General features: G+C 64.4%; 29 protein-coding genes. 12 read left to right on the top strand and 17 right to left on the bottom strand.

Annotated features, from left to right (window positions below; genetic code table 11):
* Positions 1 to 370: 370 nt before the first annotated feature.
* Positions 371 to 865: a DUF4440 domain-containing protein gene (locus BTJ49_RS14310; protein WP_146742356.1), complete on the top strand. Its 495-nt coding sequence runs from the start codon at positions 371 to 373 to the stop codon at positions 863 to 865.
* Between the two features lie 280 nt (positions 866 to 1145).
* On the opposite strand, the gene BTJ49_RS14315 is transcribed toward BTJ49_RS14310, so the two are convergent.
* The 4 genes from BTJ49_RS14315 to rlmE form a co-directional block, all read right to left on the bottom strand.
* The gene (locus BTJ49_RS14315; RefSeq protein ID WP_113066109.1) at positions 1146 to 1712 is read right to left on the bottom strand and encodes a papain-like cysteine protease family protein; all 567 of its coding nucleotides are present in this window, start codon (positions 1710 to 1712) and stop codon (positions 1146 to 1148) included.
* A 219-nt stretch (positions 1713 to 1931) separates the two neighbouring features.
* Positions 1932 to 2351, bottom strand: coding sequence for a biopolymer transporter ExbD (locus BTJ49_RS14320; RefSeq protein WP_146742357.1), 420 nt, complete (start codon positions 2349 to 2351; stop codon positions 1932 to 1934).
* Positions 2352 to 2495: 144 nt separating this feature from the next.
* Positions 2496 to 4433 carry an ATP-dependent zinc metalloprotease FtsH gene (gene ftsH / locus BTJ49_RS14325; protein WP_206098431.1) on the bottom strand — a complete coding sequence of 646 codons (1938 nt, stop codon included), beginning with the start codon at positions 4431 to 4433 and terminating at the stop codon, positions 2496 to 2498.
* A gap of 13 nt (positions 4434 to 4446) precedes the next feature.
* The gene (gene rlmE, locus BTJ49_RS14330; RefSeq protein WP_113066111.1) at positions 4447 to 5079 is read right to left on the bottom strand and encodes a 23S rRNA (uridine(2552)-2'-O)-methyltransferase RlmE; all 633 of its coding nucleotides are present in this window, start codon (positions 5077 to 5079) and stop codon (positions 4447 to 4449) included.
* Positions 5080 to 5160: 81 nt separating this feature from the next.
* Between rlmE and BTJ49_RS14335 the strand changes: the two genes are divergently transcribed.
* Positions 5161 to 5493, top strand: coding sequence for a YhbY family RNA-binding protein (locus BTJ49_RS14335; protein ID WP_113066172.1), 333 nt, complete (start codon positions 5161 to 5163; stop codon positions 5491 to 5493).
* Between the two features lie 34 nt (positions 5494 to 5527).
* Complete coding sequence (locus tag BTJ49_RS14340) at positions 5528 to 5902, top strand: Mth938-like domain-containing protein (RefSeq protein ID WP_113066112.1); 375 nt, start codon at positions 5528 to 5530, stop codon at positions 5900 to 5902.
* 11 nt (positions 5903 to 5913) lie between these two features.
* Here BTJ49_RS14340 and BTJ49_RS14345 read toward each other — a convergent pair whose 3' ends face one another.
* From BTJ49_RS14345 to BTJ49_RS14355, 3 genes are all read right to left on the bottom strand, one after another.
* Entirely contained in the window at positions 5914 to 6540 is a 627-nt protein-coding gene (locus BTJ49_RS14345) for a DUF998 domain-containing protein (protein ID WP_240601850.1), read from the bottom strand.
* 308 nt (positions 6541 to 6848) lie between these two features.
* Positions 6849 to 7505 (bottom strand): flavin reductase family protein, encoded by a 657-nt coding sequence (locus BTJ49_RS14350; protein WP_113066113.1) that lies wholly within the window; start codon positions 7503 to 7505, stop codon positions 6849 to 6851.
* Complete coding sequence (locus BTJ49_RS14355) at positions 7502 to 8212, bottom strand: hypothetical protein (RefSeq protein WP_146742358.1); 711 nt, start codon at positions 8210 to 8212, stop codon at positions 7502 to 7504. The genes BTJ49_RS14350 and BTJ49_RS14355 overlap by 4 nt, the downstream gene beginning before the upstream one ends.
* Before the next feature lie 201 nt (positions 8213 to 8413).
* Between BTJ49_RS14355 and BTJ49_RS14360 the strand changes: the two genes are divergently transcribed.
* From BTJ49_RS14360 to BTJ49_RS14375, 4 genes are all read left to right on the top strand, one after another.
* On the top strand, positions 8414 to 9409 hold the full coding sequence (locus tag BTJ49_RS14360) for an LLM class flavin-dependent oxidoreductase (protein ID WP_113066115.1): 996 nt from the start codon (positions 8414 to 8416) through the stop codon (positions 9407 to 9409).
* 132 nt (positions 9410 to 9541) lie between these two features.
* Positions 9542 to 11161, top strand: coding sequence for a carboxylesterase family protein (locus BTJ49_RS14365; RefSeq protein WP_113066116.1), 1620 nt, complete (start codon positions 9542 to 9544; stop codon positions 11159 to 11161).
* Positions 11162 to 11293: 132 nt separating this feature from the next.
* The gene (locus BTJ49_RS14370) at positions 11294 to 12550 is read left to right on the top strand and encodes an HD domain-containing phosphohydrolase (protein WP_113066117.1); all 1257 of its coding nucleotides are present in this window, start codon (positions 11294 to 11296) and stop codon (positions 12548 to 12550) included.
* Positions 12551 to 12559: 9 nt separating this feature from the next.
* Positions 12560 to 13888 (top strand): bifunctional diguanylate cyclase/phosphodiesterase, encoded by a 1329-nt coding sequence (locus BTJ49_RS14375; protein ID WP_113066118.1) that lies wholly within the window; start codon positions 12560 to 12562, stop codon positions 13886 to 13888.
* Between the two features lie 345 nt (positions 13889 to 14233).
* On the opposite strand, the gene BTJ49_RS14380 is transcribed toward BTJ49_RS14375, so the two are convergent.
* Genes BTJ49_RS14380 through BTJ49_RS14395 form a run of 4 tightly spaced genes read right to left on the bottom strand, consistent with a single transcriptional unit; the run spans position 14234 to position 16752 of the window.
* Entirely contained in the window at positions 14234 to 14689 is a 456-nt protein-coding gene (locus tag BTJ49_RS14380) for an FKBP-type peptidyl-prolyl cis-trans isomerase (protein ID WP_240151518.1), read from the bottom strand.
* A gap of 4 nt (positions 14690 to 14693) precedes the next feature.
* Positions 14694 to 15086: a thiol-disulfide oxidoreductase DCC family protein gene (locus tag BTJ49_RS14385; protein ID WP_113066120.1), complete on the bottom strand. Its 393-nt coding sequence runs from the start codon at positions 15084 to 15086 to the stop codon at positions 14694 to 14696.
* Positions 15083 to 15631: a DUF4166 domain-containing protein gene (locus BTJ49_RS14390; protein WP_168184762.1), complete on the bottom strand. Its 549-nt coding sequence runs from the start codon at positions 15629 to 15631 to the stop codon at positions 15083 to 15085. Before BTJ49_RS14390 ends, BTJ49_RS14385 begins: the two co-directional genes overlap by 4 nt.
* Positions 15628 to 16752, bottom strand: a complete 1125-nt coding sequence (locus tag BTJ49_RS14395) for a saccharopine dehydrogenase NADP-binding domain-containing protein (RefSeq protein ID WP_206098432.1) — start codon at positions 16750 to 16752, stop codon at positions 15628 to 15630. Before BTJ49_RS14395 ends, BTJ49_RS14390 begins: the two co-directional genes overlap by 4 nt.
* A gap of 129 nt (positions 16753 to 16881) precedes the next feature.
* On the opposite strand from BTJ49_RS14395, the gene BTJ49_RS14400 reads away from it, so the two are divergent.
* Positions 16882 to 18339 carry an alanine/glycine:cation symporter family protein gene (locus BTJ49_RS14400; protein WP_113066123.1) on the top strand — a complete coding sequence of 486 codons (1458 nt, stop codon included), beginning with the start codon at positions 16882 to 16884 and terminating at the stop codon, positions 18337 to 18339.
* Between the two features lie 54 nt (positions 18340 to 18393).
* The gene (locus tag BTJ49_RS14405; protein ID WP_113066124.1) at positions 18394 to 19371 is read left to right on the top strand and encodes a zinc transporter ZntB; all 978 of its coding nucleotides are present in this window, start codon (positions 18394 to 18396) and stop codon (positions 19369 to 19371) included.
* 56 nt (positions 19372 to 19427) lie between these two features.
* On the opposite strand, the gene BTJ49_RS14410 is transcribed toward BTJ49_RS14405, so the two are convergent.
* The gene (locus BTJ49_RS14410; protein WP_113066125.1) at positions 19428 to 19937 is read right to left on the bottom strand and encodes a fasciclin domain-containing protein; all 510 of its coding nucleotides are present in this window, start codon (positions 19935 to 19937) and stop codon (positions 19428 to 19430) included.
* Between the two features lie 266 nt (positions 19938 to 20203).
* On the opposite strand from BTJ49_RS14410, the gene BTJ49_RS14415 reads away from it, so the two are divergent.
* The gene (locus tag BTJ49_RS14415; RefSeq protein ID WP_113066126.1) at positions 20204 to 21061 is read left to right on the top strand and encodes a UDP-2,3-diacylglucosamine diphosphatase; all 858 of its coding nucleotides are present in this window, start codon (positions 20204 to 20206) and stop codon (positions 21059 to 21061) included.
* Between the two features lie 25 nt (positions 21062 to 21086).
* On the opposite strand, the gene BTJ49_RS14420 is transcribed toward BTJ49_RS14415, so the two are convergent.
* The 5 genes from BTJ49_RS14420 to BTJ49_RS14440 form a co-directional block, all read right to left on the bottom strand.
* A complete protein-coding gene (locus tag BTJ49_RS14420; RefSeq protein WP_168184763.1) occupies positions 21087 to 21548 on the bottom strand; it encodes a hypothetical protein in 462 nt (153 codons plus the stop codon).
* A gap of 88 nt (positions 21549 to 21636) precedes the next feature.
* On the bottom strand, positions 21637 to 22215 hold the full coding sequence (locus BTJ49_RS14425; protein WP_146742361.1) for a hypothetical protein: 579 nt from the start codon (positions 22213 to 22215) through the stop codon (positions 21637 to 21639).
* A gap of 76 nt (positions 22216 to 22291) precedes the next feature.
* The gene (locus BTJ49_RS14430; RefSeq protein WP_113066129.1) at positions 22292 to 23173 is read right to left on the bottom strand and encodes an alpha/beta hydrolase-fold protein; all 882 of its coding nucleotides are present in this window, start codon (positions 23171 to 23173) and stop codon (positions 22292 to 22294) included.
* Between the two features lie 62 nt (positions 23174 to 23235).
* Complete coding sequence (locus BTJ49_RS14435; RefSeq protein ID WP_113066130.1) at positions 23236 to 23742, bottom strand: GNAT family N-acetyltransferase; 507 nt, start codon at positions 23740 to 23742, stop codon at positions 23236 to 23238.
* A 64-nt stretch (positions 23743 to 23806) separates the two neighbouring features.
* Positions 23807 to 24361 carry a hypothetical protein gene (locus tag BTJ49_RS14440; RefSeq protein ID WP_113066131.1) on the bottom strand — a complete coding sequence of 185 codons (555 nt, stop codon included), beginning with the start codon at positions 24359 to 24361 and terminating at the stop codon, positions 23807 to 23809.
* Between the two features lie 200 nt (positions 24362 to 24561).
* On the opposite strand from BTJ49_RS14440, the gene BTJ49_RS14445 reads away from it, so the two are divergent.
* Positions 24562 to 25065, top strand: a complete 504-nt coding sequence (locus BTJ49_RS14445) for a hypothetical protein (protein WP_113066132.1) — start codon at positions 24562 to 24564, stop codon at positions 25063 to 25065.
* A gap of 137 nt (positions 25066 to 25202) precedes the next feature.
* Positions 25203 to 26129 (top strand): DUF4886 domain-containing protein, encoded by a 927-nt coding sequence (locus BTJ49_RS14450; protein ID WP_206098433.1) that lies wholly within the window; start codon positions 25203 to 25205, stop codon positions 26127 to 26129.
* Positions 26130 to 26178: the final 49 nt, after the last annotated feature.

The raw sequence follows: 26178 nt of genomic DNA on the forward strand, positions 1-26178 counted from the left end.
GCACCGATCTCCCCGGCAGCGGGGCGACGGGCGCTTATGGTTCTATTGACAGGCGGCGGCGAAATGGTGACACCATTTTCAGTCCGCAGTTGCAGAACACCACGTCACCGGTGCGAATCCCTTCTTAGGGCCGCCCTCGCACTGCGTCCAGTCTGCGTCTAATCCTGGCCCGACAGCACGACCAAATGTTGAACGATGGTCCGCACCCGTGACGCCAATCCCTGATTCGCCCGCATCGCGCCCTGCACGCGCCCGCAAATCGCCATCCGCAAGCTTCAGACTTCACACTCCCAGCGCTGCGCGAAAGCGTCTGGATGACTCACCAAGCACCGCCACATGCAGGAAGAACTCAAACTACAGGGAGCTGCCCGTGAAACACATCCTATTCGTCCTGATGGCTGCACTGCTATGTGCATCGCCCTCGGTATTCTCCAATTCCATCCACGCCACGCCGACACATGAAGCGGCCCGGAGGCAAATCCAGAAGCAATTCGAGCGATGGGTTCATGCCTTTGAAAACGGCGACGCACGGACTCTCACGGACATCTACGCACCCAATGCCATCCTGCTGCTTCCCAACGCCAGCCCTATCGTGGGGAGGACTCAATTGCGCAAGCTGTTCGACCAGCTGTGCCGCACGAAAGTCTCCTACACGTACGAAGTCAAGCAACTCGTGGTAACGGGCCCCTGGGCCTATCGCTGGGGCTTCGCAAACGTTATCGAACACAGAAAAACGGCCGGGCACGCTGCCCAACTCGTGTCCGTGCACTTGAAATTCATCGATATCTGGAAGCGCAGCGCCAGTGGCACCTGGAAGATCTACCGCGACAGCTCCGTTATCGATACGCCGCATCACGTCAAGTGAACCAGCGGAGCCAGGGAAAGGCGAGCAGACAGGCACGCTTCGCCAGTGGATATGTAGCGGGTGGGCACCGAAAGCGCACCACCCGTTTCAAACGACATGGCTACATTTCGTAGCCCGGATTCTTCTACAGCCGTTCCAAGCGTCCCCGGACATCGGGCTGGCAGACTTGCTGCTGCCAGTCGCCAGCCGCCAGTTCCTAGAAAGCGACCGGGAACGATCCCTTACCATGCCCGAGAACGTCGTCCCGGCCGCGCTCCGTCCGTGATTGAGTCCGGCGAACTCAATACACCACGATGGCGGCGCGCCAGTAACGGATGAATCTCACGAACGGCACCGGCCGAGTGAAATAATCCATCGGATCGTTGATGTAGAGCACCGGCTGGAATCCGCTCGGCGTAGGAAGCCATGCCATGCCCCGAATCACGACGACATGTCCCGAGTAGGGACTCGACTGAACGGCCATGATGATCGCCCGCCCGGAAGCCAGGGTTCGATATACCGCCATGGGATTCGCTGGCGGAGAAATCGAGGAGTAGTGCCCACCGAAGTGCAATATGAGTCCCTGGATTTCCTGGAGAGATCCCGTCCTCGTGCATGGCGTGGGGAATCGACAGCATGCCTGCACTGGTACATGGCTCGCCGCGGCGACCAGCGCGCACTGCGGTGGCGTGTTCGGCTGACCTCGCGTCCACATTACGATCTGCCTGGCAACCGCAACCCAGCACCACACGGGCGTTTCTTGCCGTAGATTCTGTATGCCGAGATCGACAGGAGGGGGAACCTTGGCCCAGGCGTCCACGGGAAAAGCCGAAAAGACAACGAACAACAAGCCGAAAATCCTTTTCATTGGAGTCTCCCAAACCACAATGCGGCGCGTCAGAGATGTACGCTCGGATTTCGTATCGCAGAACCTCGCCCGCAGCCATAGAGCATTGGTTGTAATCGCGCATCTTTCGGGTGATTCGCACCTGTGTGCCTTTGTGCAAAGACCCACATCGTGCTCGGACACGAACTCAGCACGATTACTGATCACGCGTACTGCGCAATGCGACAACGAGCACGAGATCTACCGATAACCCTCGAGATCAGGGTCCGACATGAGGTCGATGGTGTTCACGCCCTGATTGTCCGCATCGACAAGGATGCGATGCAGGCGATCCCAGGCCACATCGTCGTCGGCAAAGACCTGCAGAGACGGCTGCCGTATTTGGTGACCGAGCGCGATGAGCCGGGCATGCACCTCACGTGTCGAAACCACCTCGCGGTTCCAGAACATTCGATCATGGCGAGTGAGGACGAGGTGGATTGCCGGAGGAATCCTTCCCCAAGACTCCATGTACGAGCCATTGTGGACTCCGGTGAGTCTCTTCGACTCCGGTATGGCGAGCATGAACAAGGCAAGCAGCACCAGAAGAACACCCGCCAGCGGCGTCAGGTCGATCCGACATGCGGCCTCGCGGTTTTCCACTGCGCGCAAATAGGACATGCAAAGACCTCTCCTGAACCCCCCATCGTCACTATACACAATGCTCTTCGAAGCCTTCCACATGACCGGAAGCCAAGAATGCAAATGCAAAAAAGGCGGCCTTTTGGCCGCCTTTTCTGTGTCAAGCATTTACCGCCCTGACGCTCAACTCTGCGGTGCGGGATCGCCGACCGGTGTGGCGTTGGTGCCGGCATCGCCGCCGCGCGGTGCGTTCGGGCGCTTGTCGTTGTCGGTGCCGCCCCAGTCTGCGGGCGGGCCCGGACGACGGCCTTCCATGATCTCGTCGATCTGGTGGGCGTCGATGGTCTCGTACTGCAGCAGCGCCTCGGCCATCAGGTGCAGCTTGTCGAGGTTGTCGGTCAGCAGCTTGGTCGAGGTTTCGTAGGCGGTGTCGAGAATGTTGCGCACGACTTCGTCGATCTTGCGCGAGGTCTCGTCGGACACGCTCTTGTGCTGGGTGACGGAGCGGCCCAGGAAGACTTCGTCCTCGTCCTCGGCGTAGGTCACCGGGCCCAGCTCATCGGACAGGCCCCACTTGGTGACCATATTGCGGGCCATCTTGGTGGCGCGCTCGATATCGTTGGAGGCGCCGGTGGTGACCTTGTCATGACCGAAGATCAGCTCCTCGGCGACGCGGCCGCCGTAGAGCGAGCACAGCTGCGAGCGGATGGCGACCTTGTTGATGCTGTAGCGGTCGCCTTCCGGCAGGTACATGGTCACGCCCAGCGCACGACCGCGCGGGATGATGGTGACCTTGTAGACCGGATCGTGCTCGGGTACCAGGCGACCGACGATGGCGTGACCGGCCTCGTGGTAGGCGGTGAGCTTCTTCTCGTCCTCGCTCATGGCCATGGAGCGGCGCTCGGCGCCCATCAGGATCTTGTCCTTGGCCTTCTCCATGTGGCTCATGCGCACTTCGCGCGCGTTCTCGCGCGCGGCGAACAGCGCTGCCTCGTTGACGAGATTGGCCAGGTCCGCGCCGGAGAAGCCCGGCGTGCCGCGCGCGATCAGCATCGCATCGACGTCGGTGTGCAGTGGCACCTTGCGCAGATGCACCTTGAGGATCTGCTCGCGGCCCTTCACGTCCGGCAGACCGACCACGACCTGACGGTCGAAGCGGCCCGGACGCAGCAGCGCGGGATCGAGCACGTCGGGGCGGTTGGTCGCAGCGATGACGATCACGCCCTCGCCGCCCTCGAAGCCGTCCATCTCGACCAGCAGCTGATTGAGGGTCTGCTCGCGTTCGTCGTGACCGCCGCCCAGACCGGCGCCACGATGGCGGCCGACGGCGTCGATCTCGTCGATGAAGATGATGCACGGCGCGTGCTTCTTGGCCTGCTCGAACATGTCGCGCACGCGGCTGGCGCCGACGCCGACGAACATCTCGACGAAGTCGGAACCGGAAATGGAGAAGAACGGCACCTTGGCCTCGCCGGCGATGGCCTTGGCCAGCAGCGTCTTGCCGGTGCCGGGCTGGCCGACCATCAGCACGCCGCGCGGAATCTTGCCGCCCAGCTTCTGGAACTTGGACGGATCGCGCAGGAACTCAACCAGCTCGCCGACCTCTTCCTTGGCCTCCTCGCAGCCGGCCACATCGGCGAAGGTCACCTTGACCTGGTCCTCGCCCTGCAGCTTGGCGCGCGACTTGCCGAAGCTCATCGCACCGCGCGCGCCGCCGCCCGACTGCATCTGGCGCATGAACCAGATCATCAGGCCGACGAAGATGATGATGGGCAACCAGTTGAGCAGCAGCGAGAACAGCGAGAAGCCGTTGTCAGACGGCTGCTGCTTCACGCTGGCGCCGTTCTTGGTCAGGGTCTTGAGCAGATCGCTGCTGGTGATGCCGATCAGCGGCACCACCGTGTTGAACTGACTGCCATCCTTCAGCTTGCCCTTGACCACGGGCGGCGTATCCGAACTGATGGTGGCTTCGGAGATGTTGTTGCTGTCCACCTGCTGGATGAACGCCGAATAGCTCATCTGCTGGGTACGACCGGCGTTGTGGCTGAAGCTCTGGAACACGAGCACCAGCACCACGGCGATAATCAACCAGAACAGCAGGTTTTTGACCATTTCATTCATGCGCATGTCTCGTTCAGTGGCCGGCCCGGGCGCGATGTCCCGTGGCCAAGGCATAGACTTCGCGTGAGCGCGCACGCGAAGCCTTCGGCTTGCGCATCGTCACGCGGTCGAACTCACCGCGCAAGTCCCGCAAGTAATCGTCGAACCCGGCGCCCTGGAACAACTTGATCAGGAACGCGCCTCCGGGCTTCAGCCAATGCCGGCAGAAATCGAGCGCCAGCTCGGCAAGATCCATCGCCCGCATCTGATCGGCGACAGCTACACCACTCATATTGGGGGCCATATCCGACAGCACAAGGTCGACCGGATGGCCGTCGAGCCGACGCTCGAGTTCGGCCAGCACCTCGGCCTCGCGGAAGTCGCCCTCGATGAAGTCCACGCCGCCGATGCCCTGCATGGGCAGGATGTCCAGCGCGATGATGCGCCCGCTGTCGCCGAGCCGTCGCTGGACCAGCTGCGACCAGCCACCCGGCGCCGCGCCCAGATCGACCACGTGCATGCCCGGCTTCAGCAGCTGATCGCGGTCGATCAGCTCCTCCAGCTTGAAGGCCGCGCGCGAACGCCAGCCCTCGGCCTGCGCGCGCTTGACGTAGGCATCGTCGAAATGTTCCTTGAGCCAGCGGGAGCTGCTCTTGCTACGGGCCATGCGGACGTCCGGTCAGCCTTGCGTCGGGCGGGCCATGATACCCTTTGCACCCGCATTTCCGCGACCTTGAACCTGAACGACATGTCCGCTTCGACTTCCTCGCGCGACGGCGCCGCCGCCACGCTCAGCCCCAGCCAGCGCCGCTACCTGCGCGGTCTGTGTCACAGCCTGCACCCGGTCATCATGCTGGGCGCGAAAGGCCTGACGGACGCCGTCATCAAGGAACTGAAGCTGGCGCTGGATCGTCACGAGCTGGTCAAGATCAAGCTTTCCGGCGCCGACAAGGATGAACGCCGCGCACAGATCGCGGAACTGACTCAAGCCACCGGCGCCGAGCTGGTGCAGGAAATCGGCCACACTGCCAGCGTGTTCCTGCGCAACGAGGACGAACCGAAGCTCGCCCTCCCGCGCTGATGCGCACTGCGACGAAATAACGCGGAGGATTGCCATGGAGCTCTCGCTCGAACGTCCCGAGGACTTCCTATACGTGCGTCGCATCGAAGACGACGCCGTGACCATCGTCGACCGCCGCTTCACGCGCAGCCTGGTGCTCGCGCGCGATCAGGTGATCGAGGACTGGCCAGTACGCGACGCTGGTCAGATGCAGCCGGAGGACGTGCAGCTGATCCTGGAACTGAAGCCCGAAGTCGTGCTGCTGGGCACCGGCGCACGCCAGCAGTTCCCGAATGCGGACACGCTGGGTGCCTTCACGCGCCGAGATGTGGGCGTGGAAGTGATGGACAACGCCGCCGCCGCGCGCACACACTCCGTGCTGGCCGGCGAGGGTCGCGACGTGGTCGTCGCCTTCATCCTTCCGGAATAAACCTCAACCCTTCAATGAGTTGAAGGGATAACCTCAGCCGATTTCCGCCACAGAAGCCACGCCATCCAGGCCAGCCAGCCGAGGATGAACACGATCAGCAGCTTCTGCGACAGGCCGTGTGGCGCGCCACGCCACAGCACCTGCACCCACAGACCGACGAAGCTCACCGCCGCCCACGTCAACGCCCTTGCGGCGTACGGACACCAACGCGCATCGTGACGCAGCCGCCCGGCCTGCAGCAGCATCGCCACGGTCACGCACAGGAACGTCGTCTGCGCGGCAATGCCGTGAATCAGCCCGTGGAAGGTCGCCGGATGCGCGTAGGTGTTGGTGGTGGCGAAGGTGGTCACGCACAGGGCGATGCCCGCGACCGTGAATAGCAGCAAGGGCGCGGCGCTTCGCGCCGGGAGGGACAAGGCACGGTACGCACTCCACCCGAAGACCGGGAGCGCCAGGGCCAGCAGCACATAGGCCGCCCGTACCCAACCGCTTCCGGGTCCGATCAGGTAGAAGCTCAGCGGCACGCGCACCCAGTCCAGGTCCGTGCGCAGGACCTGCGCCGCCGCACAGACTGCCGCGAAACTCGCCACTGCGGCCAGTACGAAGCCGGCCGTCCGGCGCATGGATGCGCGCATCATGTCGCGTCCAAAGGAACGGCGGCGAAGTGCTGCAACGGGCGCAGCGTCATGGCGCGACTCCTTCATCGTTTCAAGCGACCCATGGTATCCGAACCGGTCTCAGGCGCGACCCATGTTCCGGAGTTACTGCGTTCCAGGCGGCGGCTAGATCAGGACCAGCACTGCACCATCCGCACCGTAATCAGCATTCCGATTCGCCCTGGCACGCGCGCAGCCACCTGCGCCATGTCGCCACCGGTGCCGCGCACAAGGGGCTGACCGTTCGGCGACTTCCGACCAAACCATCGCCAAGACCCCATGCCACCGACTCACTTGCGGCGACGGTACTTCGCGATCGCCTCTTCCGGCGATCCTGGCCGCCGCAGCGCACGCATGCTGTCCGGACCGACCACGGCATAGTCCGTCATGTAACCGGCGCGCTGGATGGAACCCGCTGCCGCCGTGTCGAACAGGCCATCGCGCAGGAAGGCCATGTCGAGGTGCACGGCGACCACCTGACCGAACACCACATAGCTGTCGGTCACATCGCCGCGCAGATCCTTGAGCCGGATCACGTCGAGCACGCGGCACTCCAGCGCGGCCGGCGATTCAGCCACGCGGTCGACGTCCACGCAACGACAGGCAGCAGGCGTCAATCCCATCGCCCGAAGTTCGTCCTCGCCCGAGGCGAAATTCGCCGAGGAACCGTTCATGGCGTCGGCCAGCGCCTCGGTCGCCAAGTTATAGACGAAGGCGCCAGTCGTTTCCGCATTGCGCACGCTGTCCTTGTACCCGCTGCTGCCGAAGGCAAGCACCGGCGGCGTATCGCTGATGGCGTTGAAGAAACTGTAGGGCGCGAGATTCCCGCGCCCCTCCGCATCGCGCGTGGAAATCCAGCCGATCGGGCGCGGCGCCACAATGGCCTTGAACGGATCGTGCGGCAGGCCATGGCCCTGCGCGACTTCGTAAGAATAGGTTTCGCTCACTGCGTGCTCTCGATCGTGCTCGGATTCTGGGACGAATCATCCTGCCCGGCTTCGCGCTTGCGGATCAATGCTTCGCTCAGCCAGTTCACGTAACGCTGACGGCGCATGCGCTGAATCACGATCACGCTGCCAAACAGGTAGAGAAAGATCAGCAGCAAGGCAAGCGCCGCGTGCACGGGATCAGTACGGACCGGCCACCACGTGCGGACATCCTTGAATTGCAGATACAGCGCGACCAGCACGGGCAAGGGACCCAGACGGTCAATGGGACCAAACATCCAGCTCATGCTTTGGTTGAAGGTCATAGTGCGATCACGAACGAACCGCAAGTGCCGCTCCAGTTCCTGAGCAGGAAAGCGGCACAACCATGCCAGCACGGGCATGCCTTGCTCGAATATCGTGTCCAACTCGCGCGCATCATTCCGCAACGGATGACGAATTTGGTGCCACTCATAACGCAGAAACTGAAGAAACAGAGCGCAGGCACCCAGCATCTCGATGACAAGTCCGGTGATCGAGAGCACCAGAGCGGGCATGGAATGAAGAAACGTCGCCGCGCCGTATCCGATCACCGAACCAACCAGGAGAAGCGAAGCGCCCCAGCGCGTCAGCAGCATGCTCTGCTTCGGTTCGTCACGCGCGCTGCCCAGCGTTTGAAACCGTTGGTCGAGGGCCTCAAACGTAAATCTCGCCGCATCCATGCTCATCCCTTTCACGCTTCAACGGCCACTCACCATGAGTCCGCATACGGGAACGTATATTTGCACAACCTCACGCGCCTGGATCAGGGAGCTGAGGCATCCACAACGGCGGGCATGGCGCCTGCACATGATCCGCGAAGCACCTTGCATTGGCCTCGCGCCGCATCGTCCCCATGTGTGCCTCATGGCTTTTCCCGGACGTACCGCATGATCCCCTTCTCCATACTCGACCTGGCCCCGATCACCGAGGGCAGCGACGCCACGCAGGCCTTCCGCAACACCGTAGACCTGGCACGCCATGCCGAGGCACTGGGCTACGAGCGCTATTGGCTGGCCGAACACCACAACATGCCGGGCATCGCCAGCGCGGCGACCTCGGTGCTGATCGGCCATGTGGCAGCGTCCACCTCGACCATCCGCGTAGGCGCCGGCGGCATCATGCTGCCCAACCATTCGCCGCTGCAGGTCGCCGAACAGTTCGGCACACTGGCCGCACTGCATCCGGACCGCATTGATCTTGGCCTTGGCCGTGCGCCCGGCACCGATCACGCCACGGCGCGCGCCCTGCGCCGCTATTTCGATCAGGCCGACGCGTTCCCCGACGACGTGCTCGAGCTGCTGACCTACTTCGAACCAGCCGTCCCCGGGCAGTCGGTGCGCGCAGTCCCCGGCGCCGGTCTCGCAGTCCCGGTGTGGCTACTGGGATCGAGCCTGTTCAGCGCGCGTCTGGCCGCCCGACTGGGCCTGCCGTTCGCCTTCGCCTCGCACTTCGCGCCGGACGCGATGGATGAGGCGCTGGCCGTATACCGACGCGACTTCCGCCCCTCGAAGCACCTCGACAAACCCTACGCAATGCTCGGCATGAATGTGGTCGCCGCCGACACGAACGCCGCGGCGCGCCGACTGTTCACTACCCAGCAGCAGAGTTTCATCAAGCTTCGCCGCGGCATGCCGGGACTGATCCCGCCACCGATCGACGACATCGAATCGTTCTGCACGCCACAGGAATTGCACGGTCTCGAACGCACCCTCGCCTGCGCCGCCGTCGGCGCGCCGGCCACCGTGCGCGAGCATATCGCCGCCTTCATCGATAGGCACGCGCCGGACGAGCTGATCCTGGTCGCCAACATCTTCGACCATGCGGCACGCAAGCATTCCTACGCCATCGCAGCCGAAGTGCACAACGAACTCGCCGAGACCTGAGGACACATCGCGGACGCTCGCCGAGCGGGTGCCGCTCGAATATGGCCCATCCGGTTTCGCCCTTCCTCGGGCTGCTTGCATGCAGCCACGGGCGCGCGATACTGGACGTTCCCTCTGCCCAGGAACGTCCGCATGCTTCGACACGCCGCCCGATCTTCACGCCGCCTGATCGTCGGCGTAGTGCTGGGGATGGCCAGCCTCGCAACAGGCCTCGCCATCGCCGCCACGCCTCCGCACGCCACCGTGCAGACGGGTGTGCTCGAGGGCAGGAGGATGCAGGTCGACGGCGTGAACCTGAACGTGTTCCAGGGCATTCCCTACGCCGCGCCGCCGACCGGAACGCGCCGCTGGAAACCGCCGCAACCGGCCGCACACTGGAACGGCGTGCGCCAGGCCACCGCCTTCGGCCCGCGCTGCATGCAGCGTTCGATCTTCAGCGACATGCGTTTCCGTTCCAACGGCATGAGCGAGGACTGCCTGTATCTGAACGTGTGGGCCCCCGCGAATGCCACGTCCCGGAAACCCCCCGTGCTGGTGTATTTCTTCGGCGGCGGCTTCATCGCCGGCGACGGCTCGGAGTACCGCTACGACGGCGCCAGCCTGGCCGCGCGAGGCATCGTCACCGTGACCGTGAACTACCGCCTGGGCGTGTTCGGCTTCATGGCCCTGCCCGCGCTGACCGCCGAATCGCCGCACCACGCCAGCGGCAACTACGGTCTGCTCGACCAGAACGCTGCCCTGCGCTGGGTGCGCGCGAACATCGCGCAATTCGGCGGCGACCCGCATCACATCACCATCGGCGGCGAGTCGGCCGGTTCGATCTCGGTGCACGCGCAGATGGCCTCGCCACTCTCGCGGAAACTGATCGCCGGCGCCATCGGCGAAAGCGGCGCGCTGATCGCCCCGATTTCGCCGCTGCCGCTGGCGGCAGCCGAGCAGCGTGGCACGCAGTTCATGCAGCAGGTCGGCGCCGAGTCGCTGAAAGCATTGCGCAGCATGCCTGCGGATGCGTTGCTGCAAGCTACCGGCGCCAAGGACACCGTGCACTTCGGACCCGATATCGACGGCTATTTCCTCACCGAACGCCCGGTCGACACCTTCCGCAAGGGCGAGCAAGCGCATGTCCCACTGCTGGTTGGCTCCAACTCCCAGGAAGGCTTCTACACGGCGATCCTGAAGGACGCCACGCCAACACCCGCGCATTACAAGGCGGCGCTGCAGAAGATGTTCGGCGATGAAGCGTCCACGGCGCTCAAGCTCTATCCGGGCAAGAACGTGGCCCAGGTCAAGCGCTCCGCCACGGCCCTGGCCGGCGATCTGTTCATCGCCCACAGCACCTGGCGCTGGATGAACCAGCAGCGCGAAACGGGCAAGGCACCGGTGTACTACTACTATTTCGATCAGGCGCGCCCACTGAAGCGCGACGCCAGACCCGGCGACACGCCGAACCCGGGCGCGGTGCACAGCGGCGAGATCGAATACGCGCTGGGCAACCTGGACACGAACCGCGTCTATGCCTGGACGACGGCGGACCACAACGTCTCGCGCATCATGGAAGGCTACTTCGCGCAGTTCATCAAGCACGGCAACCCGAACGGTCGCGGATTGCCCTACTGGTCGCCAGTCCGCAAGGCGCGCGGCGGTCTGCTGCGTCAGCACATCGGCACGCCGACTCGCAACTATCCCGATCAGAATGCGGCGCGGCAACGATTCCTGACCCGATATTTCGCGCACCGTCCGAGTGCTTTCTGAGGCACGCCGACGCGACAAAAGCACGCAGTGCACGGCCCGGAGCGCGAACGCATTTCCGCTTTGCCTCGACCGTGCGCTGCGCTAGTCTTGGGGGAGACGACCACGGGGGTGGGTGTTCCCAGCCATGCACGAATGAACGCCTCGTCGCAGGAATTCAAGATCAGCGTGAAAGGCTTGCAGGTGGGCATGTACGTGTCCCGGCTCGACAGGCCTTGGCTGTCTACGCCCTACGCTCTCGAAGGCTTCCTGATCAAATCCGAAGACGATGCGCATGAAATCGGCAAATTGTGCGCGTATGTCTTCGTCGATGCCTCGCGGGGCATCTCGCCCGACCCGCGATTCATCCTGATCGATCCACCGCAACGGTCCTCGCGGGAGCGCGCCCGGCAGGAGCTGAAGGCCCTGCGCAAACAGACCTGGACCGACACGCACACATTCGCCGAGGAGATCCCGCACGCCGAGCAGGTGCACGACGAGCTGCGCGACAGCATCGACGAAGTCATGCAGGACCTATATCGCGGCCGCAACCTGCAGCTGGACCGGCTTCGCGAGAGCGTGGATGCGATGGTCGAATCGATCACCCGCAATCCCACCGCGTTCAGTTGGCTCAAGGAAATCAAGCGCAAGGACGACTATGCCTATCACCATGCCCTGGCCTGCTCGGTCTGGGCCGCGAGCTTCGGTCGCCACCTGGGGTTGAACCGGCAGGAACTGTCCGAGCTGACCCTGGCCGGCCTGCTGTTCGACGTCGGCAAGACGCGCATCGACAATCAGATCATGGTCTCACGCGAAACCTACGACGACCGGCAACACCAGACCATGCGCAAGCATGTACAACACAGTCTGGACATCCTCAATGAAGCCTCCGGCGTGCAAGTGTCCCAGCGCATCATGGATGCCGTGGCCACCCACCATGAGCGTCACGACGGCAGCGGCTATCCGGCCGGACTGAAGAATGGTTCGATACCGATGTTCGGACGCATCCTCGGCCTGATCGACAGCTACGATGCGATGACCAACATCCGCCCGCACATGGGCAGCCGGTCACCGCACCAGGCGGTAATGCAGCTTTACGAATCGCGCGACCGACTGTTCCAGGCCGAGCTGGTCGAGCAGTTCATCCAGACCAGCGGCATCTACCCCACCGGCTCGCTGGTGGAACTGACCGACGGGCGCGTCGGCGTGGTCACCGCCGTGCACAGCCTGAAGAGACTCCGTCCGACCGTGATGCTGCTGCTGGACGCGGACAAGAAGCCGCTGGCCGAATTCGAATCGCTCGACCTGGGCACGGTGCCCGACGAGGAGGACGGCCGCGCGGCACTGGCCATCCGTTCCGGCCTGCCGCAGGGGGCGCATGGCATCGACCCCGCCGAACTCTTTCTCGACTGAGCCGACGTGATGGAAGAAAAAGACCTCCTGACCGACCTTCCGTCACGACGCAGTTTCCTGAGACGTCTCGCACAGCACATCGTGCGCGCCTGCGAGACCGGCCACAAGATGGCGTTGATCGTGGTCGATGTCGCCGGTTTCACACAGATCAACATCGCTCACGGCTACGAAGCCGGCGACCGTGTCCTGCGCCACCTCGCCAGACAGATGCAGCACGCGGCCCGCGAGCGGGATTTCACTGCCCGCATCGGCGACAACCGCTTCGCCCTGGTGCTGTCGGACGTACTCAATCACGGTCACGTCGAACTGGCCATCCACAAGCTGCTTCGCCTGCTGGATACGCCAGTGGAAGTCGGCGAGCGGCAGGTCTCGCTGCGCATCAAGGCCGGCGCGGCCCTCTGCCCGGAACACGCCAGCCACGCGGAACATCTGTTGCGCCGAGCGGAAACCGCCTTGCTCACCGCGCGGCGCGAACACGCCGACTATCATGTGCTTGACCCCGAAGCCACGTCCGGGATCGAGCTGTCCGAGCAATGGCAGCTGGAGATGGAGTTCGAGTCCGCCATCGAGCGCGGTGAACTGCACATGCACTACCAGCCGCAGGTACATCTGCGCAGCGGACGCACGGTCGGTGCGGAAGCACTGATGCGCTGGGATCGACGTGACGGACAGGATGTTTCGCCCGAACTGTTCATTCCGATCGCCGAGCGCGCGGGGAAGATCAAGAAATTGACCATCTGGGCGCTCAACACCGCACTGCGCCAGGCCGGCGAATGGCCCGTCGAGCACGGCCCGCTGTCGATCGCGCTGAATCTGCCCAGCGAACTGGCCATCCAGCCCGACCTGCCCGAACTGGTGCAGAACGCCCTGCAACTGTGGGGCAAGCCGCACATCCAGCTGGTGCTGGAGATTTCCGAACATTCCCTGATGGATCGCCATCGCGGCCGCGACATCCTGCTGCAACTGCGCGAACTCGACGTGCGCATCTCCATCGACGATTTCGGCACCGGCTATTCCTGCCTGGCCTATTTCAAGAGCATTCCCGCCGACGAATTAAAGATCGACAAGTCCTTCATCGGCGAACTGCTCAGCGATGCCGCCAGTCTGGACATCACCGTGCTGATCATCGAACTGGCTCACCGCTTCGGCCTCAACGTGGTGGCCGAAGGCGTCGAAAACACCCGCACCCTGCATGTGCTGCGCAACCATGGTTGTGAAATCGGCCAGGGCTACCTGTTCGGCCGTTCGATGTCCGCAGAGGCGCTGGTCGCGTGGATGCGCGAACGAGCGCAATCGGGAACGAACGAGAAACGCTCCCGTTCTACCGCGCATTCCTGAGCGAGATATCCCCCGCCGGATGTGTCCGGGCGGCAGGCGTCGGGTAACTTCGAACGGACCGTCGTACTACCGACTCCAGGAAGACGTGCCGCACGTCACGTTTACACGCCCCGCTCCGCCGCTCCCCCCCCCCCCCCCGCTCGTCATCCTGGCATCACAAATCTGCAAACCACGCTGCCTAGCTTGAGCGCTGCAGCCATCCAAGCAAGTACGTCATGAAAGGGATTCGTTTGATCGCAACGCTCGGCCTGCCGACGCCCTGAGAGCGGCAGGCGCGAATCATGGAGGAGCGCGGAACGGCGGCCAGGGATCGGCCGCCACCTTGCGCCCCCTCTCTTGCATGGATCAACGCGGCTGCGCGTCGACCAGCTCGATGTTGAACACCAGCGACGCATTCGGCGGAATCACGCCGCCGCCCGCCCCGCGCGCGCCATAGGCCAGCGACGCCGGAATCAGCAGCGTGCGCTTGCCACCCACGCGCATGCCGGCCACGCCCTGGTCCCAGCCCGGAATCACCTGCCCTTCGCCGAGCACGAACGAGAACGGCGCGCTGCGGGTGCGCGAGGTATCGAACTGGGTACCGTGCTTGTCCGCCTTGCGGTCGTCGTACAGCCAGCCGGTGTACTGCACCAGCACGTCCATGCCGGGCCTGGCTTCCTTGCCTGTGCCGACGCTTCGGTCGATCACGGTGAGCTTGTCGACCTGGCCGTGCATCGCGGGTTTCGGCGGCGCCTTGCAGGCGGCAACGGACAGGAGGAGGCCCAGCAGGCCGGCACGCAGGATCATCTTCGATGAAGTCATGGAATCACTCGTCTAGAAAACGTTCGGCATCGCCCGCATCGGGCATGAAGCAGGTCGCGCGGCGTCCGAACCAGCGGTAGCGGTTCCGCGCCAACCAGCGATACAGCGGATCGCGGATCGGCGCGGGCACGACCCACGCCATCCAGGCCAGCCGCCAGGGCCAGCCCAACTGATGCAGCACGCGAAAGATGGCGGAAGTGTAGCGATAAGCGCCGTGCTCGGTCACCAGCAGCAGGGTCTCCAGGCGATCGACCTCGAGTCCGGCTTCGGCCAGCAATCGCCGCCCCGCCGCCTGCTGCATCGAGGCGAAACGGAACACCCGGCGCTTGTCGTGGCGCAGCAGGAACTGCACCCAGGCGCTGCACAGAAGGCACTCGGCATCGAACACGACGATCATGAAAGGCGCTCCGCGCTGTTCAGGTCCAGATGCCCCGAGTAGGCAACGACATGGCCAATCCAGGGCATGGACGTCGCCACGTCGAAATGAAATTGTCGGTCGCGCCCATGCTCGCGCGCGTGCACCGTCGGCGAGAGAAAACGCGGCCACGGCACGCCGAACACGCGCACGCCCAGCAACTGCATGTCCAGGCGACCCTCGATCCGGCGCAGACGGAAATACAGCCGCGCCGGCCCCAGTCGCTCGACCAGTCTGTCGCCGTCCGCGCACAACACCGAGCGCATGCAGCAAGACGGGAAATGACGGATCCAGGATTCCCTTCTCGCCTCGGCGATCAATTCGAAAGTCAGCGCGCTTTCACCGCTGCGTCCGGGCAACCGCATGACCCGGGCCAACAGGCGTGCGAGCGGGTTGCGCGGCCCACGCGTAAGGCATCGTCCCTGCAGACGCACGTGGCCGCGCAGCGCATGGAACTGCCGCACCTCAGGCTCCAGCGCCTCGAAGTCGCGCTGCATGAGATGTTGATAGAGACTCGTTTCGTTCATCGCTTCGCGCATTCCGTGCGTATCGCAAGATCTTCGGCTTCGGCAAGAATTTCGTCCAGCTCCAGCATGTTCACACAAGGACCCGCGCCGACACGATCGATGCGACCCGTAGCCAGTTTCCGTATCAGCGCCGTACTCGCCAGTGTGGGCACGTACGGCCCGTCCCCCTGCTCGGCCACCAGCAGCCAGCGACGGCGCAGACGCCGGCCGTGCGCATCGATACCTTCGACCTCGACATGCATGCATCCGTCCTCGGAACCAAGGTGTCGAAAGCGGTCGCCGATCCATTTCAGCCAGCGTGCATGACGGGACCAGTCGCGCACCAGACCGAGCCGACGCAGAGCGGCCATCGCCACCATCCCGAAATGCAGTACGCGCAGCTCGAGCCCTGCACGAAAATGCACGTCCTTCACATCCGGGAAACGCGTCGGCAGCAATTCGAGATCCGGCACATCGCAATCGGACAACCAGCGCGTCCCGATCGGCGCCGGATACCGGAACCGACGCGGCCGCAGCCAGCCCGTGACCGGCTGCGCACGCGCATCCGTCCATGCATCGAAACGCACCCCGCAGTAACCGAGAATGGCCTCGACCGTGGCCAGCCCGCGCTCCGTGCGATTGCCCGGACTGATGCCGATGTCGACGCACTCGACGGCGACCATGTCCGCACTGCATGCGCGAACGGCGGCCTCGGACAACGACGGCACCGAACTCGCCCCGCTGACGGCCAGCACGCCCGCGCTTCGGGCGAGGTCGTCCAGCTCGCCGAAGCCGCACACGAATGCGCGGCCGTCCGCCAGATCCACGTAATGGATGCCGGCCTCGATGCAGGCTTTCGCCACACGATAGTCCTGCCCCTGGAACGGACCGCAGGTATGCACCACCGCCTGCGCTCCAGTACCGCGCAGCGCGCGCGTCAGGTCCTCAGCCCGCACGTCCAGCGCCAGCGGCTCGAAGCGCGTGGCGGGAAACGCCGCGCGCAGGTGCTCGCACAACTCGGCGGCCCGCATCTTGCGACGCCCGGCCACAAGAATGCGCAACCCTTCGATACGCGCCAGACGTTGCGCGAGCCGGCGACCGAAGAAGCCGTAGCCGCCGAGTAGCAGCACGGTGTACGACATATTCCCCATTCCCTGGCGTTTCTCCCGCCGAGCATAGCCAATGCTGGGCGAACGCGCGCGGGCAGTCGCGCCCCGAGGCCGCATCAGGCAATCTAGACCGCGAGAGGAGACGACTGGGGAACCATCTGCATGCAAGCCGTGATCGACACGTTGAACGACTGGATCTGGAGCCTGGCGTTGATCGCCCTGTGCCTGGGTGCCGGACTGTACTTTTCCATCCGCACGCGTTTCATGCAGGTGCGCAGCGTCGGCGAGATGGTGCGGCTGCTGTTCACCGGTAGCTCATCGAAAGCCGGCATTTCCTCGTTCCAGGCACTGGCGATGTCGCTATCCGGACGCGTCGGCGTGGGCAACATCGCCGGCGTCGCCACGGCGATCTTCTCCGGTGGTCCCGGCGCGGTGTTCTGGATGTGGGTGATGGCCCTGCTGGGTGCGTCGACTGCATACGTCGAATCGACACTCGCGCAGATCTACAAGGAAAAGGACGACGAGGGACGCTACCGCGGCGGACCGGCCTACTTCATCGAGAAGGGCATGGGGCAGAAGTGGTACGCGTGGATCTTCGCCGTCGCGACCATCGTCTCCTGCGGCTTCCTGCTGCCGGGCGTTCAGGCCAGCGAGATCGCCGGTGGCCTGCAGAATGCCTGGGGCGTCGAGCCATGGATCACTGCACTGGCGCTGATGGGGCTGCTGGCCTTCATCATCTTCGGCGGCGTCACCCGCATCGCACATTTCGCGGAGGTGGTGGTGCCGTTCATGGCGGGGGCCTACCTGCTGATCGCACTGGTGATCCTGGGCCTGAATGCACACGCGCTGCCCGACATGTTCAAGCTGATCGTGAGCAGCGCGTTCGGCGCCAACGCCGTCTTCGGCGGCATGCTCGGCACGGCCATCGAATGGGGCGTCAAGCGCGGCATCTACTCCAACGAGGCCGGTCAGGGCACCGCACCGCACGCCGCCGCCGCCGCCGAGGTCTCGCACCCGGCCAAGCAGGGTTATGTGCAGGCGTTCTCGGTCTACATCGACACCCTTCTGGTGTGCTCGGCGACCGCGTTCATGATTCTTTCGACCGGCATGTACAACGTGCAGGCGCCGGATGGACGCATGCTGTACGACGGTCTGCCCGGCGCCGAGGCCGGCGCGGGCTATGCGCAGTCGGCGGTGGAGACGCTGGTACCAGGCTTCGGCGCGGGCTTCGTCGCGCTGGCGCTGCTGTTCTTCGCCTTCACCACGATCATGGCCTACTACTACATGGCCGAGACCAACATCGCCTACATCAACCGCAAGGTGCATCGACCGTGGCTGACGCTGGCGCTGCGCCTGGCGATCCTGGCCGCGGTCGCCGTCGGCATCTTGCGCGCGGGCGGCTCGGCGTGGACCCTGGGCGATGTCGGCGTCGGGGTCATGGCGTGGCTGAACATCGTCGCGATCCTGATCCTGCAGCGCCCTGCTCTGCGTGCGCTGCGCGACTACGAGTCACAGAAGAAGCAGGGCCGCGATCCCACGTTCGATCCCGTCGCGCTGGGCATCCGCAACGCGAACCTGTGGCATGGACAATCCACGCCGGAACCCGACGACGAGACCTGACTGCACCACGTATCTGCGCATACACTTCGGGCAACTCGACGGAGACTGCATCCCATGGATGAAGAAGAAGGGCTGATCTACGCCGGTATCCTCGACGGCAAGGGGGGCGCGCGCCGCATCGGCTGGAACGAGATCGCCGAATGGCGCGAGCAGGATGGTCCGATCTGGATCCATCTCGATTACAGCCAGCCCACTGCACGCCGCTGGGTGCTCGAACAGAGCGGTATCGACGAGTTCGCCGCGCAGGCACTGCTCAGCGAAGAAACCCGCCCGCGCGCCACGAACATTGGCGACGCCACGTTGGTGTTCCTGCGCGGCGTGAACCTGAATCCGGGATCGCAGCCCGAGGACATGGTGTCGATCCGCATCTGGGTCGACAAGCACCGCATCATCACCGCGCGACGGCGCACGCTGCTGTCGGTCACCGATGTGCTGCAGACGTTCGAAAGCCATGCCGGCCCGAAGAGCGCAGGCGGCTGCCTGGCCCGCCTGATCGGCAGCCTGGTCGCGCGCATGGAGAACGTCATCGACGACCTGCAGGATCGCGCCGCACAGGCCGAGGAAAACGTTCTCGAAGGTGAGAGTGGCGCCGAGTTGCGCAACGTGTTGGCGTCGATCCGCCGCGAGACCATCACCTTGCGCCGCTACCTGTCTCCGCAGCGCGAAGCCATGACCCGTCTGTACACGGACGAACACGCCACGATCGGAGCACGCGAACGCAGCCGGCTACGCGAGAGCGCGGATCAGTTGCAACGCTACCTGGAGGATCTCGATTCCGTGCGCGAACGCGCGATGGTCACGCACGAGGAGCTGGCCAACCGACTGTCCGAACAGATGAATGCGCGTATCTACCTGCTGTCGCTGGTGGCGGCGCTGTTCCTGCCGTTGAGCTTCTTCACCGGGTTGCTCGGCATCAACGTCGGTGGCATTCCGGGCACGGACAACAAGGCGGCCTTCGCCATCGTGGTCGGTTTCCTGGTTCTGGTGATTGGTCTGCAGCTGGCCTACTTCAAACTGCGCAAGTGGTTCTGAAACCCGCAGATGCGCACGCACCGTGATCCGGGGACCACGGTGCGTGCTTCAAGAACTCATATCTCCGGTGGCATCAGCACCGTATCGACCACATGGATCACGCCGTTGCCGGCGACGACATCGGCGCCGGTGACCTCGGCGTCGGCCACGTAGAGTTTCCCTGCACGCGCGCTGAGCGGAAGGCTGGTTCCGTTCAACGTGCTGGCGGTGTCCATGTTCATGGCCTGCGTGGACATGACCTTCCCGGCGACCACGTGATGCAGAAGCAGCGCGCGCAGCTTGTCGCGATTCTCCGGTTTGAGCAGATCATCGACCGCGCCCGGCGGCAGCCGTTCGAAGGCGGCATCCGTCGGCGCGAAGACCGTGTACGGTCCCGCTCCGCGCAGCGTATCGGCCAATTGCGCGGTCTCGATGGCGGTCACCAGCGTGGCGTGCTGGCCGGTGCTCATCGCCGTGGAAACGATGTCTGGCTTCTCGTGATGCCCGCCTCCAGCCAGTGCGGGAACGGCCAGCGCGGACAGCAAGAGAAGCGTGATCGACACAAGCTTGCGTAGATGGGCATTCATGATGAAAGAACTCCGGATCGTGCATGGATGGGCACGTGCGCGAACCACGCCGCACGTTCACCCAGACTGCCCCGAAAACGCTTCCCGATAGGTTAAAAATCTTTTCAATATCAATAAAATGGAAACATCATTCGGTCTACGCGTTTTGGCCGATAGCGTCCCGAATCCACCACGTGCAGAAACATGACTGCAATCGCAGCGCCATCGGAACGTTACCTTCGACCTCGATACTGAGACCCCGGTAGCCAGCCACCGGTGAATGCGCCATGTCCCGCACGACGTTCCGGTCCGTCTTTCTCTCCGACGTGCATCTGGGCACGCCCGACTGCAAGGCGGCCTATCTGCTCGATTTCCTGCGCACGGTGCGCTGCGAGCACCTGTACCTGGTTGGCGACATCATCGACCTGGAGGCGCTGGGTCGGCGGCGCTGGTGGCACAGCGACCACAGCGAAGTACTGCTGACCCTGCTCGACATCGCCCGCAGCGGCACCCGTGTCACCTACATTCCCGGCAACCACGATGCCATGCTGCGCGGACTGGCCGGCGAATCCTTCGGCGGCATCCGCATCGAACTGGAGGCGGAACATGTCGGCGCGGACGGCCGCCGATACCGCGTCAGTCACGGCGACGAATTCGATCCCGAGCACGTCGGCCGACGCTGGATGTTGTGGCTGGGCGAGGCCCTGCACCGCGCGATCTGCTGGACCAACCGCCGACTGCACGCCTGGCGACGGCGGCGCGCCAAGCCTTATCTGCCGTTGTCGATCATCATCAAGTCGCACATCGGCCGCGCACTGGCCTACATCCGCGCCTACGAGGCCCGCGTCGCGCAACGCGCACGCGAGGAAGGTTTCGACGGGCACATCTGCGGACACATCCATTTCGGCCATGTGCGCCGCATGGACGGTGTGCTGTACCTCAACGACGGCGACTGGGTCGAACACTGCACGGCGCTGGTCGAGGATCAGACCGGCGCCATGGAATTGCTGCACTGGAGCGAACAGGCCACGGCCCTCGGGCGCGCCAGCAGCGAGATCGTGCTGCCCTCGCCCGCCGCCGCGCTGGCGCTGGCGCCCCTAACGGCCATGCAGCGCAACCTGTCGCAGTTGCATCGCGCTGCCTGAGCGTCATCGACCGACGCCTGCGACCTCAAGGCACGAGGAGCATCTTGGCCAACATGCCGAGCACCACCACAACGGTGATGAGAATCGCCTCGATGAACTGCCAGGTCATCCAGAATCGCGCTATGGGCCGCATGGCCTGTCCGCGATGCAGATTCTGACGCTTGTAGAGCACGCTGATGTAGGTGCCGAGCACCACCGCCACGCCCACGGTAGCGGCCATCATTCCGGCAAGGTGGTACAGGCTTCCGCCCACCAGGAATGCGCCGCCCAGCGCAAGAACACGTCCGACCGCACCGTACTGCCATAACGTCGCGCTAAGCTCGGGAAGCCGCTGCGCGGCGATCTCGCTACGCCGGGCCGCGACCGCGTCCAACTCGTCCGACCCGACACCCGCGTCGAGCAATGCATCGCGCAACGCGCTCTCCGCCCAATCCGTGCGGCCGTCCCGCGCCCACTGCTCGCGCAACCCGCTGACGCTCATCTCCATGTACCGCTGGTACGCCTGCCGGCGTCGCTCAGCATCATTCATTCCGGCATCATTCATTCCTCCCCCTATTTATCCTGATGTTCGACCGTCAGCCGCCGTATTCGCTCGGAATCGGAAGGTCCGCGCGCTCGGGCTGCCAGTAGATGGTCACCACCCACCAGCGATGTCCGTCGTAGTACAGCTGGAAACTGTTGATACCGCGCTGGAACGGCTTGGGGTCGGATTTCGCATAGCGCGAGGCATAGGTGCTGAACACCTGCGCGACGGCGCCGTAGCGCTCGACACTGCGATGCGTTTCACGCTCGAAGAAGCCGTGCTCGCGCATGTACGGCCCGGCTTTTTCTGCGAAGGTTTCCGGCGTCAACGTCAATGCATGGTCGGCTCCCTGCTTGTCGCGCTGTACCGCGATCAGCCGCGCACCGGGCAGGAACAGCGACTGGAAGCGCTTCCAGTCCCGCGCCTGACCGGCCGGCCCGGAAATGACGTCGTAGACCGCGTGCATGATCGCATCCATCGACTTCACATCGGACGGCCGCGCCGCCGGCACGGCGGATGCGGCATGCGCCGGCGATGTCGCGGATTGCTGTGCCTCGGTCGGATGCGACCATGTCATGGCCAGCGCCAGTGCGCCGGTGACCATCAGTGTTCGAATCGATGCTGCCTGCATGAAAGACTCTCCCCGAAAACGGTCCCGCCACGGAACCCGCTCCCTGTGTACGCCATGACGGCGACAAAGTCCCGTGTCATTGGGCATGGGCATCGAGCAGCACACGCAGACCGCGGGTGACGCCCGCCGGGAAAACGCTGTTGTGGGTTTCCCGATCGAGCACGCGCACCGCGCCCTCGAAATGCGCGTAGCCGTGCGACTGGATGCGCTTCAGCAGCGCGCGTGCGTCGTCGATCATGGCATGGCTCGGCGGCGCCTGATTTTCATAGGCGCCGATCACCATGTACACCCGCGCCGGCAGATCCTTGTGCTTCTTCGCGTACGCCGATTCGAGACGGAAGATGGTCTTGTCGTCATACCACAACGAAGGACTGACCAGCACGTAGTTGCGGAACGCGCTGGGCTGCGTCAGCAGCACGTAGGCGCCGAACAACCCGCCGAACGAATGTCCGACGAAGGTGCGGTCGGCAGGATCGGCGCGCCAGTGTTTCTGCACGTAGGGGAACAATTCGGAGGTGATGAAACGTCGGAACGCGTGGCCGCCGCCGGAAAGTTTCTGGACCTCCGGACCGTATCCGCCCTTCAGCGTGTGCGTCGGGGTGTAGTCGCGGGTGCGGTTACGGTGATAGGCATCCATGTCCGAAATGCCGCCCGGATACGCGATGCTGACCACGATCACCGGGGGCATGTTGCCGCGATCGGCGAAGTGGGTCGTCACCGAACTCACGATCGGAAAGGCATAGTCGGCATCCAGCGTGTAGACCACGGGATAGCGCCTTTCCGGGTGCCGCACGTAACCACGCGGCAATGACACATACAACGTGTAAGTCTGGCCGTTGACGTGGCTCTTCAACGTGACGACGCGGGTGTTCGGCAACGAGAACGGCTTCGCACCGGCGTCGTGGAAGGCGAACAGCGCAACGAGGCAGAAAAGGACGACACGGATGCGGTACGGCATGGAAACTCCGAAGCAGCGGCGAAAAGAAGACACCGGCCGATGCTGCGGGCGGGCCGCACAGACTAGGCAGCGGAATCCGTCTCCAGTTCGCGCAGGTAGAACAGGTTGCAGCCGAAATGACCGGTCGCGCCCATGCGGGAAGGGATGCGCCGGAAACCCGATTTCAGATACAACGCCTGCGCCCCGTCCATGCCGGTCAGCGTCTCGATGTAGCACTGACGATACCCGAGCTCACGCGCTGCCTGCAGACAGCGTTGCATCAGCGCACGCCCGGCGCCCCGGCCGCGCAGCTCCGGCAGAAAGTACATCTTGCGCAGTTCGCAGACCGCATCCTTCTCGCCCTCGAGCGCGCCGATGCCACCGCCACCCATGACCCGGCCATCGGACTCGACCACGAAATAAGCCGACCCGGCGACCGCATACGCGGTATGCATGGCGTCCACTTCGGGATCATGGATGGCGAAGCCGGCGCCGCCGGCGCCGAACTCGGGCATCACGGTACGAATGACGTGTGCCATAGCGCGATCGTCGGCGGCGGCGATGGGGCGAATGCGGTAGGACGGGTGCATGGGGACCTGCGTGCAGCGGTACGAGTGGCGGCCGCTCGCGTTCCGCGCGCGCCGGATCCGAAGACTAACGGATTCGCGCAGTGCCTGTCCGCGTGCGCGCCGAGGACGTCGGCTGAGCCCTTGCCGGAGTCGGCACCCATGGCGTCCCGACGCGGCGGTAGATCGGACGCGAACGGAAATGCTCTCTGCCGCGCGGCCCGAACGAACCTGCGTCCTGCTGCACGAGCACCAGCCGATGCCCGTCCACATGACGCCAGAACCACTGCCCCGAGGGCACCGGCTTGCTGGACACGTAGACGAACCGGGCGTCGTAGCGACCATCCGCGCGCGGCGTCGCTTCCATGCCCAGGTTGATCACGAACTGGGATGCCACGGCGCGCCCCTTGTAGTAGGCCGGCTTGGCGATCATCTCGTCGAGCGTGCTGCGCAGCAGACGGTCCATCGCCGGACGCAACGTGAACGAAGGCGCGACATCCGTCACCTTGCCCTGACTGTTCACATGCACCAGCACGGGCAGCACCCGTTGGTTGAAGTGATTGGCGGAAAAAGAGTCGGCCAGCGCGGCGCGGGAAAGCAACGCGGCGGTTACGGCCAGACCTAGAAGGAGCATGCGTTTCATGGAACACCTCGCATCGTTTCGGTGGATCATGGCGAAACGACAGCACTTCGACACCTCCAAAGATAGCACAGCCCGCACGTGCTAAAACGTGCCGAGACAAGGATTTACCGGCTCACCGAATGCGATGCGCAAGGGAACTTCGGCACAACTGGCCACTCCAAGTCCCTGTCCCCACGTTCCCGCTTTCGCCCGGAGTCGGCATGAATCTCGAACGCACGTTGCTGGCCGGCCTGGCCTGCCTGATCGCCGCTTCCGCATGGGCCCAAACACCACCGTCGAAACCGCTCAACCTGGAACTTCCGCCGCAGGACCTGCTTCCATCCGGCGGCCGCACTGCCGCGGCCCCAGCGCATGCAACCAGCGCTGCGCACGCATCCACCTCTACCGACACCACACGCACTGGCGCGCAAGAACACACCGCGTCACAACCGGGCCTCTACTACGGCGACACCAGCGGCCAGGTCGGGCCATCGACCGCGTCCGACGACACGCCGCACTGCGACGACGCCTCCTACAACCAACCGCAGGTCCACGGCAGCGTCGGCGCAGGCGTGATGGCCGGAAACCATGTCGACGGCTCGTATCAGAGCGGCCGCGTGAACATCACGCGCGCCTTCGGAAGCTGCGACCACCCCACCGGCGGTGTGAGCATTTCCATCGGCGTCAGCCAGGGGCATTTCGACGGACCGCACGGCCATCGTTGAGTATCAAGCGTGCAGCACCTGGCCGCATGCATGAACCGAACAACAGAGCGCGATGCAAAGGCGGTACTGCCGAGCCTGTATGCGATCATCGGGCACCCACGCGCCCGACGACACACCTCTGTCCACAAGAACCCGCCATGACGTCACCCATTCCCTCCTACCGCCCGCGAGCCGCCACGCCGCGCCTCTGCGCCGCAGTGCTTCTGTTGCTCGCGCTGCTCCTGTCAATGCCGGCGTCGGCGGCATCGCCGCAGCGCATCCTGTTCATCGGCAACAGCTTCACCTACGGCGCGCATTCGCCGGTCTGGCACTATCGCGCCGGCACCGTGCACGATCTCAACAGCGACGGTGTCGGCGGCGTGCCGGCGCTGTTCAAGCTATTCACCCAGGAAGCGGGTCTGCACTACGACGTCAGTCTGGAAACCGATGCAGGCCAGACGCTGAAATTCCACTTCACGCACCGCGCCAACCGTTTCGACCGCGCCTGGGACCACGTGGTCATGCAGGAATACAGCACGCTCAGCCCGACCCACCCGGGTGACCCGCGTGACTTCCGCCGCTATGCCGGACGTCTTGCCGCCCTGTTCCACCGGCGCAATCCCGAGGTCGACATCCGCCTCCTGGCGACCTGGTCGCGACCGGATCAGACCTATCTCAAGCGTGGGCACTGGTACGGGCAGCCGATCCAGGCGATGGCGCGCGATCTGTACCGCGCCTACCGCAAGGTCGCCGACGGGAACCCGCAGATCAACGGCGTGATTCCGCTGGGCCTGGCGTTCAACCGCGCCATCGCCGAGCATGTCGCCGACCCCGATCCCTACGACGGCATCGCCTTCGGTCAGGTCGACCTGTGGGCCTACGATCACTACCACGCCAGCACCTACGGCTATTACCTCGAGGCGTTGATGGATTTCGGTGCCATCACCGGCAAGGACCCGCGTTCGCTGGGGCGCGGCGAGAAGGCCGCGCAGGAACTGGGCATCTCGCCCGATCAGGCGCAGGCTCTGCAGACGGTCGCCTACCGACAGTTACAAGCGACACCGGCCCGCGACGCCCACCGCTGATTCCCACCCGCGGGCAAAGAAAACCCGGCGCATCGCTGCGCCGGGTTTT

The sequence above is a fragment of the Oleiagrimonas sp. MCCC 1A03011 genome (assembly GCF_003267965.1).
GTDB classification, from domain to species: Bacteria; Pseudomonadota; Gammaproteobacteria; order Xanthomonadales; family Rhodanobacteraceae; genus Oleiagrimonas; species Oleiagrimonas citrea.

What these genes read in the sequence shown, in the direction of transcription:
- BTJ49_RS14335 (WP_113066172.1), top strand. Translation starts at nt 5,161, where the DNA reads ATGTCCGCTTCGACTTCCTCGCGCGACGGCGCCGCCGCCACGCTCAGC.
- BTJ49_RS14345 (WP_240601850.1), bottom strand. Translation starts at nt 6,540, where the DNA reads ATGATGCGCGCATCCATGCGCCGGACGGCCGGCTTCGTACTGGCCGCA.
- BTJ49_RS14425 (WP_146742361.1), bottom strand. Translation starts at nt 22,215, where the DNA reads ATGCAGGCAGCATCGATTCGAACACTGATGGTCACCGGCGCACTGGCG.
- BTJ49_RS14410 (WP_113066125.1), bottom strand. Translation starts at nt 19,937, where the DNA reads ATGAATGCCCATCTACGCAAGCTTGTGTCGATCACGCTTCTCTTGCTG.
- BTJ49_RS14320 (WP_146742357.1), bottom strand. Translation starts at nt 2,351, where the DNA reads ATGTCCTATTTGCGCGCAGTGGAAAACCGCGAGGCCGCATGTCGGATC.
- BTJ49_RS14450 (WP_206098433.1), top strand. Translation starts at nt 25,203, where the DNA reads ATGACGTCACCCATTCCCTCCTACCGCCCGCGAGCCGCCACGCCGCGC.
- BTJ49_RS14430 (WP_113066129.1), bottom strand. Translation starts at nt 23,173, where the DNA reads ATGCCGTACCGCATCCGTGTCGTCCTTTTCTGCCTCGTTGCGCTGTTC.
- BTJ49_RS14405 (WP_113066124.1), top strand. Translation starts at nt 18,394, where the DNA reads ATGGATGAAGAAGAAGGGCTGATCTACGCCGGTATCCTCGACGGCAAG.
- BTJ49_RS14355 (WP_146742358.1), bottom strand. Translation starts at nt 8,212, where the DNA reads ATGAGCATGGATGCGGCGAGATTTACGTTTGAGGCCCTCGACCAACGG.
- BTJ49_RS14385 (WP_113066120.1), bottom strand. Translation starts at nt 15,086, where the DNA reads ATGATCGTCGTGTTCGATGCCGAGTGCCTTCTGTGCAGCGCCTGGGTG.
- rlmE (WP_113066111.1), bottom strand. Translation starts at nt 5,079, where the DNA reads ATGGCCCGTAGCAAGAGCAGCTCCCGCTGGCTCAAGGAACATTTCGAC.
- BTJ49_RS14380 (WP_240151518.1), bottom strand. Translation starts at nt 14,689, where the DNA reads ATGACTTCATCGAAGATGATCCTGCGTGCCGGCCTGCTGGGCCTCCTC.
- BTJ49_RS14400 (WP_113066123.1), top strand. Translation starts at nt 16,882, where the DNA reads ATGCAAGCCGTGATCGACACGTTGAACGACTGGATCTGGAGCCTGGCG.
- BTJ49_RS14370 (WP_113066117.1), top strand. Translation starts at nt 11,294, where the DNA reads ATGAACGCCTCGTCGCAGGAATTCAAGATCAGCGTGAAAGGCTTGCAG.
- BTJ49_RS14390 (WP_168184762.1), bottom strand. Translation starts at nt 15,631, where the DNA reads ATGAACGAAACGAGTCTCTATCAACATCTCATGCAGCGCGACTTCGAG.
- BTJ49_RS14395 (WP_206098432.1), bottom strand. Translation starts at nt 16,752, where the DNA reads ATGTCGTACACCGTGCTGCTACTCGGCGGCTACGGCTTCTTCGGTCGC.
- BTJ49_RS14340 (WP_113066112.1), top strand. Translation starts at nt 5,528, where the DNA reads ATGGAGCTCTCGCTCGAACGTCCCGAGGACTTCCTATACGTGCGTCGC.
- BTJ49_RS14360 (WP_113066115.1), top strand. Translation starts at nt 8,414, where the DNA reads ATGATCCCCTTCTCCATACTCGACCTGGCCCCGATCACCGAGGGCAGC.
- BTJ49_RS14420 (WP_168184763.1), bottom strand. Translation starts at nt 21,548, where the DNA reads ATGGAGATGAGCGTCAGCGGGTTGCGCGAGCAGTGGGCGCGGGACGGC.
- BTJ49_RS14440 (WP_113066131.1), bottom strand. Translation starts at nt 24,361, where the DNA reads ATGAAACGCATGCTCCTTCTAGGTCTGGCCGTAACCGCCGCGTTGCTT.
- BTJ49_RS14445 (WP_113066132.1), top strand. Translation starts at nt 24,562, where the DNA reads ATGAATCTCGAACGCACGTTGCTGGCCGGCCTGGCCTGCCTGATCGCC.
- BTJ49_RS14415 (WP_113066126.1), top strand. Translation starts at nt 20,204, where the DNA reads ATGTCCCGCACGACGTTCCGGTCCGTCTTTCTCTCCGACGTGCATCTG.
- BTJ49_RS14435 (WP_113066130.1), bottom strand. Translation starts at nt 23,742, where the DNA reads ATGCACCCGTCCTACCGCATTCGCCCCATCGCCGCCGCCGACGATCGC.
- BTJ49_RS14365 (WP_113066116.1), top strand. Translation starts at nt 9,542, where the DNA reads ATGCTTCGACACGCCGCCCGATCTTCACGCCGCCTGATCGTCGGCGTA.
- ftsH (WP_206098431.1), bottom strand. Translation starts at nt 4,433, where the DNA reads ATGAATGAAATGGTCAAAAACCTGCTGTTCTGGTTGATTATCGCCGTG.
- BTJ49_RS14315 (WP_113066109.1), bottom strand. Translation starts at nt 1,712, where the DNA reads ATGAAAAGGATTTTCGGCTTGTTGTTCGTTGTCTTTTCGGCTTTTCCC.
- BTJ49_RS14375 (WP_113066118.1), top strand. Translation starts at nt 12,560, where the DNA reads ATGGAAGAAAAAGACCTCCTGACCGACCTTCCGTCACGACGCAGTTTC.